Here is a 15,841-nt window from a genome sequence, read left to right as displayed (position 1 = left end):
GTCAGCCGGGGAAGCGCCCGGTGCTCCGCAGCGACCAGCGGCGCTCGGCGTACGCCAGGTCGTCCCGCCAGAGCCGGCCCGCGGTCCGGCGCATCAGGGGGCGCAGGGCGGGCGCGGCGACGCGTGCCAGAGCGAACCCCCTTCGGCCCGACGCGGCGACGACCGCCTCGACGACCGCCGTCCGCGGTTCCGCGGCGCCGGGCGCCGTGAGCGGCGTGGCATGGGTCTCCACCACCGACCCGGCGCCCTCCCCGTCGGTGATCTGCATGACCACCGTGCGCGGCCCGGGCGCGGTGAACACCGCCCGCACCGGCACGACGAACCGGCCGGCGACCTTGAACGACACGTCGACGGCGAACCCGTCGCCCCCGCCGTCCTCGGGGGTGCCGGCCACCTTCAGGCCGACGAACGCGTACGGGTGGAACCACGAACCGTGCCAGGGGTCGAGCCGGTTGGCGACCACGTCTTCGGGCTCGCACCGGCCCACGGCCGTGAACACCGCGTCCACCGCGTCCACCGGTCGCGGCCTGGGCGGCACGGCCGGGCGGTCCAGCGCCGGCTCTCCCCCGGCCCGGTCCAGTCGCACCCAGACCAGGACCCCGTCGTCGTACACCGGGTACGGTTCCCACCCGGCGAACGGGCCGCCGTCCAGGGCCAGGCCGTGCCAGCGGCACAGGAGCGTCCCGCACACCACGCGGCTGTCGCGCAGCGGGGCTCCCAGGTGGGGGCACTCCCCCGGGCCGGCGCGCAGCGCCCCGTCCTCGGCCCGCCACAGGACGACTTCAAGGCCGGCGATCGTCCGGCCGTAGGGGCGGGCCCGCGCCACGATCGCCCTGGAGGCCCCGACGGCGTACCAGTTGCCCGACGGGCGAGCGGAGGCCCGCTTCAGTGCCTCGGCGATCACGGTGGGCTTCGCCTCGCGCCAGGTAGGGACCTGCCGTTCCCAGCGGGGCGCTCGCCGTACCCGCAGGGGTGACGTCCACGACCTGCTTCTCCGCGGGGTGTTCATCGCGGGGATCCCTCCGCCCCGGCGACCGTGTCCGGCACCGAGGCGGGCGGGCGGGTCCGCATCCGCGCTCCGAGGATCCGTACGAGGCCGCCTGCCGCGGTGGCGGCCCGCCGCCGGCGTGGCACCACGGCGCGTCGGTGCGTCACCCGGTAGTCGTCGGCGGCGATCGCGTCCAGGATGCCCCGGTACAGGACGAAGGCCGTACGGATGCAGGGCCGTGCCCGCGGCTCCAGCATGGCGATGCCCGGTGCGGCTTCCCGGTACACGGAGCGGATGAGCGTGTCGGCTTCGGCGAAGGCGGCCCGGAGGCGCGGGTCGTGCCGCCCGGTGCGGCGGCTCCACTCCAGCAGGCGGCGGTCCACACCGTGGGCTGCTAGCAGGTCCGCCGGCAGGTAGACGCGCCCACGGTCCAGGTCCTCGCCCACGTCCCGCAGGAAGTTGGTCAGCTGGAAGGCCACGCCGAGCGCCGCGGCGTGCGGAGCCGCTTCCTCACGGGCCACGACCGTCCCGAGCACGGGCAGCATCTGGAGGCCGATCACCCCTGCCGAACCGTGGGTGTAGGCGCAGAGATCGGCGTACGTCGGATAGTCGGTGACCGTCAGGTCGCTGCGCATGGACACCAGGAAGTCGGCGAACAGCCCGTGGTCGATGGCGTATCGGCGTGCGGTGTCCGCCACGGCCCTCACCACGGGCTCCTCCCCGCCCCCCGTACGCAGTCCATGGGCCAGGTCGCTCTCCAGCAGACGCAGCAGGCGGTCACGTTCGGTGGCGGGCTGCCGGCGGTCCAGGTCGTCCACGATGTCGTCGGCCCACCGGGCGAAGCCGTACAACGCGTGCACGGCGCTGCGGCGTTCGAGCGGGAGCAGCCGGGTGGCGAGGAAGTACGTCCGGCCGTGCTGCGCGTTGAGCCGTCGGCACCGGGCGTACGCGGCGCGCAGGGCGGGCCCGGTGATCCCTGCGGCGTCCAGTTCACGGTGGTTCATCGGCTCTGCCCTTCGAGGACGGGGGGTCGACGGTGCGCGCTCTTCGCGGAGGAAAGGCCGGTGATGCGGGCCGCGGCGAGCTTGCCGCTGACGAGTACGGTCGGCACGCCCACCCCGGGTGTGGTCCCGCACCCGGCGAGGACGACGTTGTCGTAGCCGCGTACGAGGTTGCGTGGCCGGAAGGGGCCGGTCTGCGCGAAGGTGTGGGACACGGAGAACGGGGTGCCCGCCGCGTGGCCCCGGGCGGTCCAGTCCACCGGCGTGATCAGCAGCTCCCGGTCCATGGACGCCTCGAAGCCGTCGAGGCCCCGGCGCTCCAGCTCCGCCAGCAGGGCGTCCCGGTAGCGCGGCCCCAGGCCACGCCAGGTGACCGCCGACGGGCCGGTCGTGGTGTTGGGGCACGGGGCCAGGACGTAGTGCAGGTGTCTGCCCTCCGGGGCCAGTGACGGGTCGTGCGTGGTCGGACGGGTGATCAGCAGCGACGGATCGCTCATCACCCGTCCTGACCGGGTGAGTTCGTCGAACGTGCGCTCCCAGGCGGCACCGAAGGAGAGCGTGTGGTGCGCCAGTTCGGGCCAGGTGCGGTCCGTGCCGGCGTGCAGGACCACGGCCGACGGCGCGTGACGCAGCGGCACGGGGCGTCGGGGTGCGCGGCCCAGAAGCCTGTGGGCCACGGGGAGATCCGGTGTCAGGACGACCGCGTCGCAGGCGATCCGCTCGCCCGAGGCCAGGCGGACGGCCCGTACCCGCCCGGCGGCGCGCTCCAGCCCGGTCACCTCGGCCGACCAGTGGAACTCTCCTCCGGCGTCGGCGGCCGCGTCCGCCATCGCCCGGGGCAGTGCGTACATGCCGCCCTTGGGGAACCACACGCCCGCGACCGTGTCCATGTAGGCGATGACGGCGTAGGCGGCGAGCGCGCGGGCCGGGGCGACTCCCGCGTACAGGGCCTGGAAGGAGAACACCCGGCGCAGCCGTGGGTCCGAGAGGAATCTGGCGATCTGCGGGTCGAGCCGGCCGAAGCCGCCCAGGGCCGCCAGCCGGGCGAGGTCCGGGTGCAGGAGCTGGAAGGGCGAGTCGAAGTTGGTGTCGATGAAGCGGTGCATCTGCGCCTGGTACATCCGCTCCAGCCAGCGCCGCAGCCTGCGGTAGCCCGCGGCCTCCGCTCCCCCGGCGAAGCGGCGGACCTCGGCCTCCATGGCGTCGCCGTCCGTGTGGACGTCCAGCCGGCTGCCGTCCGCGAAGCGGGCCCGGTAGGCAGGGTGCAGCGGAATCAGCTCCACGCGTCGATGGAGGCTGTCCCCGACAGCGGCGAAGGCCTCGTCGGCCAGGTGCGGCATGGTCAGCACCGTCGGCCCGGTGTCGATCCGGTATCCGCCGAGTTCCACCCGTCCCGCGCGGCCCCCGGGCCCGGAGCCCTGTTCGACGACGGTCACCCGGCGTCCCGCGCCGAGCAGGTGAAGGGCGGCGGCGAGGCCGGACAGCCCGGCGCCGACCACCACCACATGGTCCGTGGGGCCGGACACGGTCCTCATGCGCCCTCCCCGTCGGGGGTGGTGCCCACGGCTCTGGCCACCAGCGCGGCGAACTCCTGCCGGGCACGGGCGTCCGTCCCGGCGGCCGCGAAGTGACGCAGGCTCGACGCCGAGAGCTCGGCGATCTCCTCCTCCACCACCGCACGCGCGCCGGTACGTTCCAGGGCGGCACGCATCCGGTCGACCATCCCTCCACCGCCGCCTTCCGCACCGAGTACGGCCAGCGCCTCGGTGTCGTCCGACTCGGCGGCGAGCCGGAGGGCGACCGCGAGGAGACAGGTGAGCTTGCGCGCCCGCAGGTCCTCGTCCGAGGACTTTCCCGTGACGGCGGGGTCCCCGAAGGCGCCCAGCAGGTCGTCACGCAGCTGGAAGGCGAGTCCCGCGCAGCGTCCTGCGGACCGCAGCCCGCCCATGACGCGGGCGTCGGCGCCCGCCAGTGCCGCGCCCAGCGCGAGAGGCCGCTCCACGGTGTAGAGCGCGCTCTTGAGCGTCGCGATGTTCCTGGCCCGGTCCAGGTCACAGGAGCCGGTCGCCTGGGCCCGCATGTCCAGGTACTGCCCGGCGACCATCTCGCCGCGCATCGCCTGCCACTCCCGGTGAAGCTGCTCGCCGTACAGGGAGGCCAGAGCGGTCTCGGTGAACAGATCGTCGGCCCACGCCAGCGCCAGGTCCCCGGCGAGCACCGCGGCGGTCGCCGAGAAGGACGCGGCGGAACCGCGCAGGCGGCTCGTCCGGTGCATGTGCGCGAAGTCCGCGTGCACGGCGGGTGCGCCCCTGCGTACCGGCGACTCGTCCATGACGTCGTCGTGGACCAGTGCGCAGGCCTGCAGCAGTTCCAGGGCGGCGCCGATACGCAGCGGCGTCCCGGGGTCGCCGGTGCCCCCGGCGGCCAGCCATCCGCACCGGACGAAGGCTGTCCGCAGCCGTTTGCCACCGTTCAGGACGAACCCGGCCACCCGTGAGGCCACCTCCTCGGCGAACACGGCGTCCACGCGCCGGGCCTCCTGGAGCCTGGTGTGCAGATGCTCTGCGAGGACGGCGTCGACGGCCGAGGCCGCCTCGTCCGCGGGGTGCGGAAGACCGCCCGGGCGGGGGCCTCCGCCGAGGTCGGGGCGGGGGCCGGAGCCTCCGCCGGTGCCTGCCCGCGTCGCCCGTGGACCGAGCATGGACCGCCCCTTTCGCTCGGTTGTCCGCTTCCGCGTCCACCGCTGGTTCCGGCCGCGAGGACCGCGGATGCCCCTATGCCTGCCCGTCACCCGGCCTGTTCGGAGCGGACTTCACCCGGACGGCGGGCGGAACGGCGGCGCCGAACGGGGGCAGCCGGGCGCGGCGGCTCGGCGCCCCCCTGAGCTTTCGGGAGCGCCTACGGAGCTGTCGGCCGAGGGATCAGCCGCTGTCCGACACCCAGGACGTACGGTCCTCGTGCCGGTGGACCCGTGTCCGGGGACGGGGCCTGATGTCCACCGCCACGACGGAACGGCGGTCGCGTATCCGGGGCGGCAGCAGGAGGCTCCCCCGGAAGAGCGCGAACACGCCCCCGAGGATCAGCCCGGCCACGGGCTCGGCCACGGCTCCAGCATGGCTGCCCGGGGGCGCAGGCGGAAAAGGAGCGTGGCCGCCTCACTGCCGGGGGACACCGCGCACGGGGTGCTTACTCATGATGGAGACCCGGTTGAAGGCGTTGATGGTGACGGCCACCCAGATCACAGCGGCTGTCTCGTCGTCGGACAGGGTGAGGCGTGCCGTGGCGTAGGCGTCCTCCTGCAGGGCGGCGTCGGCGGGGTGCGTGGTCGCCTCGGCCAGGGCGAGGGCCGCACGCTCCTGTGCTGTGAACACCTCGGTGTCACGCCAGGCGGCCAGCACTCCCAGCCGCTGAGACGTCTCGCCGGCACGCAGCGCCGCCCTGGTGTGGACGTCCAGGCAGAACGCGCAGCCGTTGATCTGTGACACCCGGAGGTTGACCAGTTCGACCAGGGTGCGGTGGAGCCCCGCCTCCTGGGTGACCGTGCGTACCGCTTCGGCCGTGGCGGTGAGCGCCTTGTAGGCCTCGGGACTCTGCTTGTCCACGTAGACCCTCTTCTTCGTACGGTCCGCGTCGGTACCGTTCATTCCTGCGCTCCTCACCGGGACGTACCCGTCCCCTCACCGTGCCGTGCGCCCCGAGTGCGCGACGGCTTATGATCAAGCATGATTGTTGAACATGCAAACACCTTGGGAGTGCCGGGGGGTCCTCGATGAGCGGCGCCGGCATGGGCCGGGTCGCGCCGCCCACCGGGGCCGACGGCCAGGGCCCGGTGCCCCGACCGGGCGTGGAGGTGCTGACGGCACGGGACGTACCGCTGGGCGGTCCGAGGGCGATGACGGTCCGGCGCACGCTGCCGCAGAGGGCCCGCACGCTCATCGGGGCCTGGTGCTTCATCGACCACTACGGCCCCGACGACGTCGCCGTGACGGGCGGGATGGATGTGGCCCCGCATCCGCACATCGGCCTGCAGACCGTCAGCTGGCTGTTCAGCGGCGAGATCGAGCACCGCGACAGCCTGGGCAGCCACGCCTTCGTACGCCCCGGAGAGCTGAACCTGATGACCGGTGGCCGGGGAATCAGCCACACGGAGGTCTCCACCCCCGGCACCACGATCCTGCACGGTGTCCAGCTGTGGGTGGCGCTCCCCGGGGGGCACCGGGAAGCGGGGCGCGACTTCCGGCACCATGTGCCGGATCCGGTCCGCCGGGACGGCGCCGTGATCAGGGTGTTCCTCGGCACCCTCGCCGGAGACACCTTCCCGGTCCCGGCCTTCACCCCTCTGCTCGGCGCCGAGATCGTCCTGGAACCGCACGCCACCGCGATCCTCGACACGGACGCGGCATTCGAGCACGGCCTTCTCGTCGACCAGGGGAGCATCCGCCTGGACGGAACGCTGCTGCGGGCGGCCGAGCTGGGCTACCTCGGCCCGGGGAACGGCGAAGTCACCCTGGTCAACGAGTCGGACACCCCCGCCCGGGCCGTGCTCGTGGGCGGAACGCCGTTCGACGAAGAGATCGTCATGTGGTGGAATTTCGTGGGCCGCAGTCATGACGACATCGTCGAGGCACGCGAGGAGTGGGAGGCCGGCTCCGACCGTTTCGGCCACGTCGACGGCTACCCCGGCGCCCGCATCCCCGCCCCGGCTCTTCCCAACGCCACCATCACACCGCGTGGCAACCCCACACGCCCGAAAGGGAGCACACGATGACCCAGGCCGCCGCCCCCGTCGTCCGTAACGTCGACGCCAGGCACCGCTACGAGATTCTGGTCGACGAGGCGAGCGCGGGGTTCACCGCCTACCGTGACCGCGACGCGCAGCGCGTCTTCTTCCACACCGAGATCGACGATGCCTTCGCGGGCCGGGGGCTGGCCTCCGTCCTCGTGCGGGAGGCGCTCAGCCACGTACGGGACACGGGCAAGCGGATCGTGCCGGTCTGCCCGTACGTGGCCAAGTTCCTCAAGAAGCACGAGGAGTTCTCCGACATCACCGACCCGGTCACGCCCGAGATCCTCCAGTGGCTGGAGACCACCCTGGCGCGCTGAGCACCCGCGCCGCTGCCCGGACGGCGGCCGGGCGGCGGCGCTCCGTCAGGCCGGCCGCAACTCGAACCAGTCGAAGGCGAGAGTGCCCCGGGTCGCGTACATGCCGATGACCCGGCCGGTGAACCCGCCCGCGACCTCGGTGGTGAGGTAGCGGCCGTCGAGCTCGGCGAGGATCTCGAAGGAGCCGTCGTCGGTCTCGTACCCCAGTCGAAGGGTGTCGGGGCCGCCGACGCGCAGGCCCGCGTCGGCATCGGGGTCCTCGGGACGGACGGTGACGGTGGGCGGCAGGACTCCCGTGGTGGTCACGTCGACGCGCAGCGTCAAAGGCCCGGCGGGCACGGTTCGTTCGGCGACCGTCCGGCGCAGCGGGCCGATGCGGGCGACCGCACGGACCACGCCGCCCTCCGTCTCCACCTGGTAGTGGTGGGCCTCGTCCAGCCGTACGGCGAGGCCGCCCCGGCCTCCCTCGCCGGCCTCGACCCGCGTGCGCGCCTCGCAGTCGGGGTCGCGCTGACGCCGCCCCACGAACAGTGCGCCGGGCTTGTCCATGCTGTCCGCCCGGGCGTGCAGCACCAGATGGCCCGGCCGCTCGTCGAGTCGTAGGTCAGCTGGATCGCGGCGTCTCAGCGTCACCCAGCAGGGTGCCGGCGCCGGGGAGTCGAAGTCGTCGCGGTGCGGCTCGGCGGGCCAGGTGTGCTGCGCCAGGCCCGGCGCCTCCGCGCGGAGTTCCAGTGGTCCCGGCAGCGGCCACTCGTCCTCCCACCGCACCGGTGCCAGGAACGTCTCCCGCCCCATGCCGTGGAACCCCGGGGTGTCCCCGCGGGGCCGGGTGCCCAGCAGCACCATCCACCAGCTGGAGTCGTGCGCCTGCACCAGATCGCCGTGGCCGGTGTTCTGCACCGGGTGTCCGGTGCTGCGGTGGGAGAGAACGGGGTTGTCCGGGTGCGGTTCGAAGGGCCCCGGCAGCGAGCGGGCCCTGGCGACGGACATCGCGTGCCCGCGCTCCGTTCCGCCCTCCGACAGCAGGAGGTACCACCAGTCGCCGATCCTGTAGAGGTGCGGGCCCTCGGGGTACTGGAGCCCGCTCCCCGACCACATATCCACGGGCTCGCCGAGCAGTTCGCCCGTCTCCGGGTCGATGCGCACCCCTCGGATCCCGCCGTCGGAGTACACACACCAGCAGGCCCCCTCGTCGTCCCAGGCCAGATCGGGGTCGATGCCCGGTATGCCGACCCGCACGGGGTCCGACCAGGGGCCTGCGGGGTCCTCGGCGGTCACCAGGACGTTGCCCGCTCCGGCCACCACGGTCGTGATCATCCAGAAGCGGCCGTCGTGGTGCCGCAGCGTGGGGGCGTAGACCCCGCACGACGACGGGGCCGTGTCGGGGAGGGCCAGCTGCGACGGTCGGTCCAGGGCGTGCCCGATCAGCCGCCAGTGCACCAGGTCCCGGCTGTGCCACAGCGGCACCCCGGGTACGTACTCGAAGCTGGACGTCGCTACGTAGTAGTCCTCACCCACGCGGCAGATACTCGGATCCGGGCTGAAGCCGGGTATCACGGGATTGTCGAAGAGCATCAGGGCTGTCCTCCGGCTCGGGCCAGGACGCGGTCTCAAGGCCATGATCGTCGAAACGCTTCGAAGATGGCAGCCCGGCGTAGGAGTGTCAATAGACCCGCCACAAGTGAGGTCTGAGTGCCGGATGTTCGGGGAAACGGAGTCCGGCGGAGGGGGCTATGGGCACATTCCGCGCCTCCTCGGGGAGATCGCGTCGAAGCGCTTCGATGAAATGTGTGTGCGTAACCGCCAGGACGGGGGCCAGACTGCGGGCATGGATGAAGGTGCCGTCGGGCCCTCGCTCGTGACGTCCTCGGCGCGGTGGAACCGGCTTCTGGGATTCCCGGCCGATGCCCGCCTGCTGATCGTCAACTGCGACGACTTCGGCATGTGCCCCGCGGTCAACGCCGCGGTGATCGAGTCGATCGAGGAGGGTATCGCCGTTTCGTGCAGTCTCATGACCGTGTGCGCGGCTGCGCCGGACGCGATGCGGCTGCTCCGGCGACGGCCGGGGATTCCGTTCGGGATCCACCTCACCATGGTGTGCGAGACGCCCCACCGACGCTGGGGGCCCCTGGCCGCAAGGGAGACGGTTCCCTCCCTGCTCGACCCGGCAGGCAACTTCTTCGAGCCGACATCCGCAGGGCGGACCGCCCTGCTCGGCCGCGTCCGGCCGGACGAGGTCGAGACCGAGTTCCGCGCGCAGATCGACGCCGTCGCCGATGCCGGACTCACGCCGACCCACCTGGACTTCCACTGCCTGGCCGACGGAGGCCGCGACGACATCCTCGACCTGACGGTGGGGCTGGCAGCCGAGTACGGCCTCGCCGTCCGCGTCTGGCTGGAGCCCGGGCTGCGGGCCATGCGGCGAAGAGGACTGCCCGTGATCGACCATGACTTCCTGGACAGCTTCTCCCTCCCGACCGAGGGCAAGGCGGCCCGTTACGGCCGGCTTCTCCACGACCTGCCGGCCGGGCTCAGCGAATGGGCCGTCCATCCCGGTCTCGCCGGCCGGGAGTCGCGGGGCGCCGGCAGCGACCGCCATGTGCGGAGTACGGACCATGAGTTCCTCACGTCGCCGGAGGCCCGGGAGGCCGTGGCCCGGGAGGGCGTCACGCTGATCGACTACCGGGCGGTTCAGCGCGCATGGGCCCGGAACACGGGTCCCGTGTGAGCCGGCGCAGGCACCGTCCGCGTCCTGGGCCTGGCGCGCCGCGTCCTCGTACGGCCCCGTAGGCAGCTGGGTGCGGCTGGTTCGGCCGTCCGCCGGGCGGGGTTGAGTCGTAAGGGGGACCCCGGTGGAATTCCGGGACTGCCCCGCAGCGGTGAGCGGGAACCACCGCTCGCCGGGGAACCGCGTGACCGCGGCCCGCACCGTGCGAGGCGAGCTCTCGGCGTCCTGACGACCGGAACCGGCCGGGGCGCTGGGTGCGCCCCGGCCGGTTCGGCTGCGGACAGAGGTTGTTCAGTGGCTCACTTGAGGGCGGGCGGTGCCGCGTCCGCCGAGGTGCCCCACCGGGAGGGCTCCGTACCGACCTCGAAGGACAGGTCGCGTGTACCGCGGATGTCCTCGGTGGTCAGGTAGGTCTTCCCGTACGCGGCGCCGTCCGTGCGCGCCGACTGGATGTAGCGCGCCGAGTCGGAGGTGCCCGGGGCCTTCACCGTCAGCCGGCCCGTGGGGTAGTAGCGCCGGTCGAGGGTCAGGTCCACCCGCTCGAAGACGGGGGTCGAGAGGCCCCAGGTGTCGGTGCCCGGCTGGACCGGGAAGATCCCGATCGAGGACAGGACGTTCCAGGCGGACATCGTCCCCAGGTCGTCGTTCCCGGTCATGCCGGTCGGCGCGTCCGTGAAGAGCGTGAGCGCGGCGTGCACCACGTCGGTCGTCTTCCAGGGCTGTCCCGTGGAGAGGTAGGTGTAGGGGGCGATCAGGTCGGGCTCGTTCTGCGGGTTGTACTTGTCCGCGTTGTAGTAGTCGTACGGCCCGTTCACCCACACCTCGCGGGCGGTCTTCGCCGGGTCCTGCAGCAACTGCTCGTAGGCGAAGAAGGAGTCGAGTCGCTCGTTGGCGGACTCGGTGCCACCGATCAGGGAGACCATGCCGGGCAGGTCCTGCGGGACGAGCCACTGGTACTGCCAGGACGTGCCCTCGTGGAAGCCCTCGCTCTGTGCCGGGTCGGCGGGGCCGGTGAAGACGCCGTTCGCGTCCCGTGCACGGAAGAAGCCGGTCGAACTGTCGAAGATCTTCCGGTAGTTCTGCGCCCACTCCGCATAGCGCGCGGCGTCGTCGTCGTGACCGAGTTCCTTCGCCATCTGCCCGAGCATCGCGTCGGACAGCGCGTACTCCAGGGTCGCGGAGGCGCCGTGGTCGTAGTCGGAGTCGCCCGGCTTCACATGCGCCCGGTCCTTGATGTACGGCGCGAAACCGTCGGCGAGGTACTCCTTGTTGGCCTCACGGCCCACGGGGGCGGACTCGGCGGGCGGCACGCCGTCGGCGTTCTTCTTCAGCGCGCGGTACGCCTGTTCCTCGTACCCCTTGAGCAGGCCCTGCTGGTAGGCGTTGGTGAGGAACGGCGTGACGGGGTCACCGGTCATGATGTTCGTCTCGACCGTGCCGTAGCCCCACTTGGGCAGCCAGCCGCTGTCCTCGTCGATCTTGATGACGGAGATGGCCATGTCGCGGGACTCGTGCGGTGCGAGCAGCGACAGGAGCTGGGCCTGGGTGCGGTAGGTGTCCCAGAGCGACCAGTTCTGGTAGTAGGTGAATCCCTTGGCGCGGTGGATCTTCTGGTCCCAGCCCGTGTAGCGGCCATCGACGTCGCTGCCGATGTTCGGCGCGAGGAACGAGCGGTAGAGGGAGGAGTAGAAGGTCCGGCGCAGGGTCTCGCTGCCGCCCTTCGCCCGGACGTCGTCGAGGCGGTCCTCCCAGGCGGCCTGGGCGGAGCGTGCGACGCGGTCGTACGAACGGCCGCCCTCCGCACGCAGGTTGAGGGCTGCCCCCTTGGCGTCCACGTACGAGATCGCAGTGGTCGCCTCGACGGTACGGTCCTTGGAGGTGTCGAAGCGCACGAAGGCGCCGTTGCGCTCGGCAGCCGCGGACGAGGACTTCGAGCCCTCGGTGACCTTGTCACCCTTCCAGGTGCCGGAGGTGGTGAACGGCCGGTCGAAGCGGGTGATCGTGTACACGGTGTACGGCTTGGTGTCCTGGCAGAAGCCACTGCCGGTGATGGCCGTGCGTACGGTGCGGTTGTCGAGGATCTCGACCTCGGTGTCCACGGTCTTGTGCAGCGACTGGCCCGCGTTGATGAGGACGTTGGCCTTGTCCGTGGCGGGGAAGGTGTAGCGCTGCACTCCGGTGCGCTCGGTGGCGCTCAGCTCTGCCTTGATGCCTGTCTTGAGACCGACCTCGTAGGTGCCGGGGCTCGCCTTCTCGTCGTCGTGGCTGAACTCCGCCGCGTATGCGGCGTTGTCCGTCGACGTGATGTCACCGGTCGTCGGAAGCACCGGGAGGTCTCCGCCGAGGCCGCAGCCCACACCCGAGATGTGGACGGTGGAGAAACCCCTGATGTGGGTCTCCGAGTAGTCGTAGCCGGTGTTGTGCCCGGTGTCGGGCGAGAACTGCACCATGCCGAAGGGCACTGCGGCGCCGGGGTAGGTGTTGCCCTCGTTCTCGGTTCCGATGAACGGGTTGACGAGATCGGTGAGCCGGGCACGCTCGGCGTGCCCCTCTCCGTCCGCCGCGGCAGGCGCGGCGACGGCGCCGCCGAGGAGGGCGGCCGTGGCGGCCACCGTCCCCGCCCCGCGAATCCAGTGGGTCCATCTCATGGAATGAGCGCCTCTCGGACGTAGACAACGTTGTCATGCGCACTGCGCGATCATTCTTGGCCCGCATGCGTGTACTCGTCAAGAGCTGCGGCAGGCGGACGGCTCGGCGCTCGTCGGCGCCCGGCTTCCGCGTGCGGGAGACGGCTTCCGGCTCCAAGGTCGAGACAGGACGCAGAGCCTGCCGGACGGAGGCCTGCCTGTTTCACCCCGGAGGCGATGCCGTGAGCCCGCACCGCACCACGACAGGGCTGACGTCGCACACACCGCGGAACGAGAGCGATCTGCTCCCCCGGTGGTCACGGTTCGCGCCGTTGGCCCTGGTGGCACTCGGACTGGCGATCGACCTGCCCACGCCGGGAGCGTTCAGCGGGGACGTCTTCCTGATCCTGAGCTCCATGATCGCTGCCTGCGTGTACTCACTACGGGCCGTGGTCGGGGTTGCCGTCCTCAACAGCGTGGCCGGACTGGTGTTCCTGTTTGCGCGGCACCTGCCGTCCGACGGCGAGCACGCGGTGGTCGACTACGTCGCCATGGTGGTCCTCGCCTGGGCATCCGTGCCCCTGTGCCGGCTGCGGCTGTCCCTCCTGCGCCGGCTCCTGGGAGCCGAGCGTGTGGCGGAGAGCGCCCAGCGCGCAGTTCTGCCACCCGTACGGGCGTGGTGGGGGAACACCTGGATCGCGGTGCGCTACGAGGCCGCGTCCGCCGCGGCCTCCGTCGGAGGCGACCTGTACGCGGCGGAGCACACCTCGTACGGTGTGCGCCTGCTCATCGGCGACGTACGCGGCAAAGGACTGAACGCCGTTCCCGACGTCGCCGCCCTGGTGGGCAGCTTCCACGAAGCCGCGCACCACACCCCGACGCTGCCCGAGCTGGCCCGCCATCTGGACGAGGCGGTGTCCCGTCACACCAGGGAGACCGCCGCGGTCGGCGGTGGGAGCAACCTGAGCGGTGAGCACTTCATCACGGCAGCCATCGCGCAGATTTCGGACGACGGCACGGAAGTGCGGCTCATCAGCCGAGGGCACTGCCCGGCGTTTCTGATGAGCGGGACCGACCTGCAGGTCTGGGAGCCCGAGCATCCCGGCCTGCCCTTGGGACTCGGTGAATTCGACACGGGCCCGTGGGCCGACGAGTCACGCCCCTTCGGCCCGGGGAGTCTGCTTCTGCTGTGCACGGACGGGCTCCTGGAGGCGCGCGACGCCGACGGGCGCTTCTACACACCGGACGAGGTCCTGCGGGAGTCGTGGCGCCTGGGCCCGCCGACCGTGGTGGACAGACTCGCCCAGGCGGTCCATACCCACACGGACGGCGTTCTGAGGGACGACCTGGCGTTGGTCGCCGTCACCCGTGCGGAGCACGCTCCGCACGGGCCGGAACAGGAGCGCCGGCGCTGAGCCCCACTCGCTCCAATACACGGAGCGAACTCAGTGCCCGGCGACTGACGTCCTCCGGGGCCGCGTCGATGACGACATCGGAGCGCGGCCTTGGAGGCCTCGAGGTCGGCTATGGCCTGAGCGATGCGGTCACGCTCCTGGTGGAGTTCGGCGACCAGGTCCGAGCAGGTGGGAACAGGACGATCACTGCCTTCCGCCCGCCCCTGCACGGGGACCACGCAAGCTCGCACCACCGACGGCGTGTGCGACCGCTGCTAGCCTGCGCCCATGATCAAGGGGAGCTCGCCCGGTCGAATGGCTCACATAGCGGGGAGTAACAGGCCGGAGCGTGTGCTGATCCTGGCCAGCTTCGTGAACCGGGTCGGCAACGGGCTCTTCAACACGGCGTCGGCGCTCTACTTCACCTTGGTCGTGGATCTCCCGCCGGTGCAGGTGGGTGCCGCCCTCACCATCGCCGGCCTGATCGGCCTGCTCGCCGGGATACCGGGCGGTCATCTGGCCGATCGACGTGGCCCGCGCACGGTCATGATGCTCGCCCTGGCGGTCCAGGCTGTGGCGATGTCCGCTCTCGTGCTGGTCGAGAGCTGGGCCGCCCTCACGGTCATCGCTGCCGTTGACCAGCTTGCCGCAGCCACTGCCGGCGCGGCCTGGGGAGCCCTGGTGGTCAGGGTCGGCACCGACCGCCCGGCGCTGTTCAGAGCGAAGCTCCGTACGTACGTGAATCTGGGCGTCGTCCTGGGCACCGTGGGTGCCGGATTCGCGGTCGCGGCCAACACGCGTACTGCCTACATCGTGCTGATTCTCGGCGACGCGACCAGCTTCGCGTTGTGCGCCCTTCTCCTGTTCATGCTCCCCAGCTACAGGGCGTTGGCGCCGTCTTCGCAGGGGGCCCGCCGCTGGATCGCTCTCACCGACCGGCCGTTCGTGGCCTTCACAGCCCTCCACGGTGCGATGGGACTCCAATACCCGGTGGTCTCCCTGCTTCTGCCGATCTGGATCTCGGAGCACACGGACGCGCCGCGCTGGACCGTGGCCGCGGTCTCCGCGATCAATGCCGGAGTCTGCGTCCTGTTGCAGACCAGGATCGGATCCCGCATCGAAACCCCTCGCGATGGCGGCACGGCGTTCCGCACGGCAGGGCTGCTCTTCCTCCTCAGCTGTCCGATGATGGCCCTGACGGCGCACGCTCCCGTGTGGGCGGCTGCCGGCCTCGTGGTCGCGGCGATCTTCGTGCACAGCCTCGGCGAGATCTGGGAGTCATCGGCCGGCTTCGCCCTTGGCTTCGGCCTGGCACCGGACCATGCCCAAGGCCAGTACCAAGGGCTTCTCGGGCTCGGCTTCAGCGCAGGCCAGGCGCTCGCTCCCGCCATCCTCACGACCGTCGTGCTCGGGATGGGCACGACCGGCTGGCTGCTCCTCGGCGTGTTCTTCGCCGCCGTGGGGGCGGTCGGTCCCTCGATCGAACGCTGGGGCACACGAACGCGGTCCCGGCAGGGAGCCGCCACTGCGGAACCCGGCGGAGAGCTGGACGAGGCGCACACGTAAGCGCCCCCGGGGCCCGGTGAACGCGTTGCCCTGTGCGCACGGCCGGCGACCGTGCCCGGTCACAGCCAGGTGGAGGCCGGCCACATGACCACGGCCGCGGCCACGAGCACCCCGAGGTTGAGTGTGATCCGGCGGTCCTCGCCGGTTCTGTGGACGGCGATCGCGCCGAGTTGCAGGAGCACGAACCCGATGGCCGCCGCAAGCGCCGGCCGGGGTGCGATGCCGGTCAGCGGAGGAAGGATCAGCCCGGTCGCGCCGAGTATTTCGACCGCCCCCAGTGCCCTTACGGCCGACAGGGGTATGCGGTCGACCCGAGCCATCATCGGGCGGAGCTGATCGCTGCTGCGGACCACCTTCAGCGCGCCTGCGTACAGGTAGAAGAGCGCGAGCGGCCCGGCGATGACCCAACATGCGATGTTCATGGTTCCAGTGCA

Annotated in this window: 14 protein-coding genes and 1 riboswitch; of the genes, 5 read left to right on the top strand and 9 right to left on the bottom strand. The window is 71.7% G+C overall.

Going from position 1 to position 15,841, the window contains the following annotated elements; translation table 11 throughout:
- Nucleotide 1: 1 nt before the first annotated feature.
- The 6 genes from ACIQM3_RS19125 to ACIQM3_RS19100 all read right to left on the bottom strand — a co-directional run bounded on the left by ACIQM3_RS19125 (nt 2) and on the right by ACIQM3_RS19100 (nt 5,633).
- The gene (locus ACIQM3_RS19125; RefSeq protein ID WP_401625518.1) at nt 2–1,009 is read right to left on the bottom strand and encodes a DUF5914 domain-containing protein; all 1,008 of its coding nucleotides are present in this window, start codon (nt 1,007–1,009) and stop codon (nt 2–4) included.
- The gene (locus ACIQM3_RS19120) at nt 1,006–1,992 is read right to left on the bottom strand and encodes a phytoene/squalene synthase family protein (RefSeq protein ID WP_401625516.1); all 987 of its coding nucleotides are present in this window, start codon (nt 1,990–1,992) and stop codon (nt 1,006–1,008) included. The genes ACIQM3_RS19125 and ACIQM3_RS19120 overlap by 4 nt, the downstream gene beginning before the upstream one ends.
- Nucleotides 1,989–3,524, bottom strand: a complete 1,536-nt coding sequence (gene crtI / locus ACIQM3_RS19115) for a phytoene desaturase family protein (RefSeq protein WP_401625513.1) — start codon at nt 3,522–3,524, stop codon at nt 1,989–1,991. The genes ACIQM3_RS19120 and crtI overlap by 4 nt, the downstream gene beginning before the upstream one ends.
- Nucleotides 3,521–4,690, bottom strand: coding sequence for a polyprenyl synthetase family protein (locus tag ACIQM3_RS19110; RefSeq protein WP_401625509.1), 1,170 nt, complete (start codon nt 4,688–4,690; stop codon nt 3,521–3,523). The genes crtI and ACIQM3_RS19110 overlap by 4 nt, the downstream gene beginning before the upstream one ends.
- Nucleotides 4,691–4,910: 220 nt before the next feature.
- Nucleotides 4,911–5,093 (bottom strand): hypothetical protein, encoded by a 183-nt coding sequence (locus tag ACIQM3_RS19105; protein ID WP_401625506.1) that lies wholly within the window; start codon nt 5,091–5,093, stop codon nt 4,911–4,913.
- A 51-nt stretch (nt 5,094–5,144) separates the two neighbouring features.
- Complete coding sequence (locus ACIQM3_RS19100) at nt 5,145–5,633, bottom strand: carboxymuconolactone decarboxylase family protein (RefSeq protein ID WP_401625503.1); 489 nt, start codon at nt 5,631–5,633, stop codon at nt 5,145–5,147.
- A 140-nt stretch (nt 5,634–5,773) separates the two neighbouring features.
- Between ACIQM3_RS19100 and ACIQM3_RS19095 the strand changes: the two genes are divergently transcribed.
- Both ACIQM3_RS19095 and ACIQM3_RS19090 read left to right on the top strand, forming a co-directional pair.
- Nucleotides 5,774–6,757, top strand: a complete 984-nt coding sequence (locus tag ACIQM3_RS19095; RefSeq protein ID WP_401626465.1) for a pirin family protein — start codon at nt 5,774–5,776, stop codon at nt 6,755–6,757.
- Complete coding sequence (locus tag ACIQM3_RS19090; RefSeq protein ID WP_362937007.1) at nt 6,754–7,092, top strand: GNAT family N-acetyltransferase; 339 nt, start codon at nt 6,754–6,756, stop codon at nt 7,090–7,092. Before ACIQM3_RS19095 ends, ACIQM3_RS19090 begins: the two co-directional genes overlap by 4 nt.
- Nucleotides 7,093–7,137: 45 nt before the next feature.
- Here the strand turns inward: ACIQM3_RS19090 and ACIQM3_RS19085 are convergent, their stop codons facing one another.
- The gene (locus ACIQM3_RS19085) at nt 7,138–8,667 is read right to left on the bottom strand and encodes a glycoside hydrolase family 43 protein (RefSeq protein WP_401625500.1); all 1,530 of its coding nucleotides are present in this window, start codon (nt 8,665–8,667) and stop codon (nt 7,138–7,140) included.
- A 253-nt stretch (nt 8,668–8,920) separates the two neighbouring features.
- Here ACIQM3_RS19085 and ACIQM3_RS19080 point away from each other — a divergent pair, with 253 nt between their 5' ends.
- On the top strand, nt 8,921–9,820 hold the full coding sequence (locus ACIQM3_RS19080; RefSeq protein ID WP_401625497.1) for a polysaccharide deacetylase family protein: 900 nt from the start codon (nt 8,921–8,923) through the stop codon (nt 9,818–9,820).
- Nucleotides 9,821–9,940: 120 nt separating this feature from the next.
- Nucleotides 9,941–10,011: riboswitch (cobalamin riboswitch) on the top strand.
- A gap of 108 nt (nt 10,012–10,119) precedes the next feature.
- Here the strand turns inward: ACIQM3_RS19080 and ACIQM3_RS19075 are convergent.
- Nucleotides 10,120–12,468 (bottom strand): GH92 family glycosyl hydrolase, encoded by a 2,349-nt coding sequence (locus ACIQM3_RS19075; RefSeq protein ID WP_401625494.1) that lies wholly within the window; start codon nt 12,466–12,468, stop codon nt 10,120–10,122.
- A 221-nt stretch (nt 12,469–12,689) separates the two neighbouring features.
- Between ACIQM3_RS19075 and ACIQM3_RS19070 the strand changes: the two genes are divergently transcribed.
- Entirely contained in the window at nt 12,690–13,862 is a 1,173-nt protein-coding gene (locus tag ACIQM3_RS19070; RefSeq protein WP_401625491.1) for a PP2C family protein-serine/threonine phosphatase, read from the top strand.
- A gap of 294 nt (nt 13,863–14,156) precedes the next feature.
- Nucleotides 14,157–15,407 carry an MFS transporter gene (locus ACIQM3_RS19065; protein WP_401625488.1) on the top strand — a complete coding sequence of 417 codons (1,251 nt, stop codon included), beginning with the start codon at nt 14,157–14,159 and terminating at the stop codon, nt 15,405–15,407.
- Nucleotides 15,408–15,466: 59 nt separating this feature from the next.
- Here the strand turns inward: ACIQM3_RS19065 and ACIQM3_RS19060 are convergent, their stop codons facing one another.
- The gene (locus tag ACIQM3_RS19060; RefSeq protein WP_401626462.1) at nt 15,467–15,829 is read right to left on the bottom strand and encodes a DoxX family protein; all 363 of its coding nucleotides are present in this window, start codon (nt 15,827–15,829) and stop codon (nt 15,467–15,469) included.
- Nucleotides 15,830–15,841: the final 12 nt, after the last annotated feature.

Source organism: Streptomyces sp. NPDC091271, from assembly GCF_044757505.1.
Taxonomy (GTDB): domain Bacteria; phylum Actinomycetota; class Actinomycetes; order Streptomycetales; family Streptomycetaceae; genus Streptomyces.
Note: the sequence above shows the minus strand (reverse complement) of the source record. Positions and strands in the feature narration are given on the sequence as shown.

Bases quoted from the DNA above. Each gene is read 5' to 3' on its own strand.
- ACIQM3_RS19065 (WP_401625488.1), top strand. From the start codon at position 14,157: ATGGCTCACATAGCGGGGAGTAACAGGCCGGAGCGTGTGCTGATCCTG.
- ACIQM3_RS19085 (WP_401625500.1), bottom strand. From the start codon at position 8,667: ATGCTCTTCGACAATCCCGTGATACCCGGCTTCAGCCCGGATCCGAGT.
- ACIQM3_RS19075 (WP_401625494.1), bottom strand. From the start codon at position 12,468: ATGAGATGGACCCACTGGATTCGCGGGGCGGGGACGGTGGCCGCCACG.
- ACIQM3_RS19100 (WP_401625503.1), bottom strand. From the start codon at position 5,633: ATGAACGGTACCGACGCGGACCGTACGAAGAAGAGGGTCTACGTGGAC.
- ACIQM3_RS19060 (WP_401626462.1), bottom strand. From the start codon at position 15,829: ATGAACATCGCATGTTGGGTCATCGCCGGGCCGCTCGCGCTCTTCTAC.
- ACIQM3_RS19080 (WP_401625497.1), top strand. From the start codon at position 8,921: ATGGATGAAGGTGCCGTCGGGCCCTCGCTCGTGACGTCCTCGGCGCGG.
- crtI (WP_401625513.1), bottom strand. From the start codon at position 3,524: ATGAGGACCGTGTCCGGCCCCACGGACCATGTGGTGGTGGTCGGCGCC.
- ACIQM3_RS19090 (WP_362937007.1), top strand. From the start codon at position 6,754: ATGACCCAGGCCGCCGCCCCCGTCGTCCGTAACGTCGACGCCAGGCAC.
- ACIQM3_RS19110 (WP_401625509.1), bottom strand. From the start codon at position 4,690: ATGCTCGGTCCACGGGCGACGCGGGCAGGCACCGGCGGAGGCTCCGGC.
- ACIQM3_RS19120 (WP_401625516.1), bottom strand. From the start codon at position 1,992: ATGAACCACCGTGAACTGGACGCCGCAGGGATCACCGGGCCCGCCCTG.
- ACIQM3_RS19095 (WP_401626465.1), top strand. From the start codon at position 5,774: ATGGGCCGGGTCGCGCCGCCCACCGGGGCCGACGGCCAGGGCCCGGTG.
- ACIQM3_RS19125 (WP_401625518.1), bottom strand. From the start codon at position 1,009: ATGAACACCCCGCGGAGAAGCAGGTCGTGGACGTCACCCCTGCGGGTA.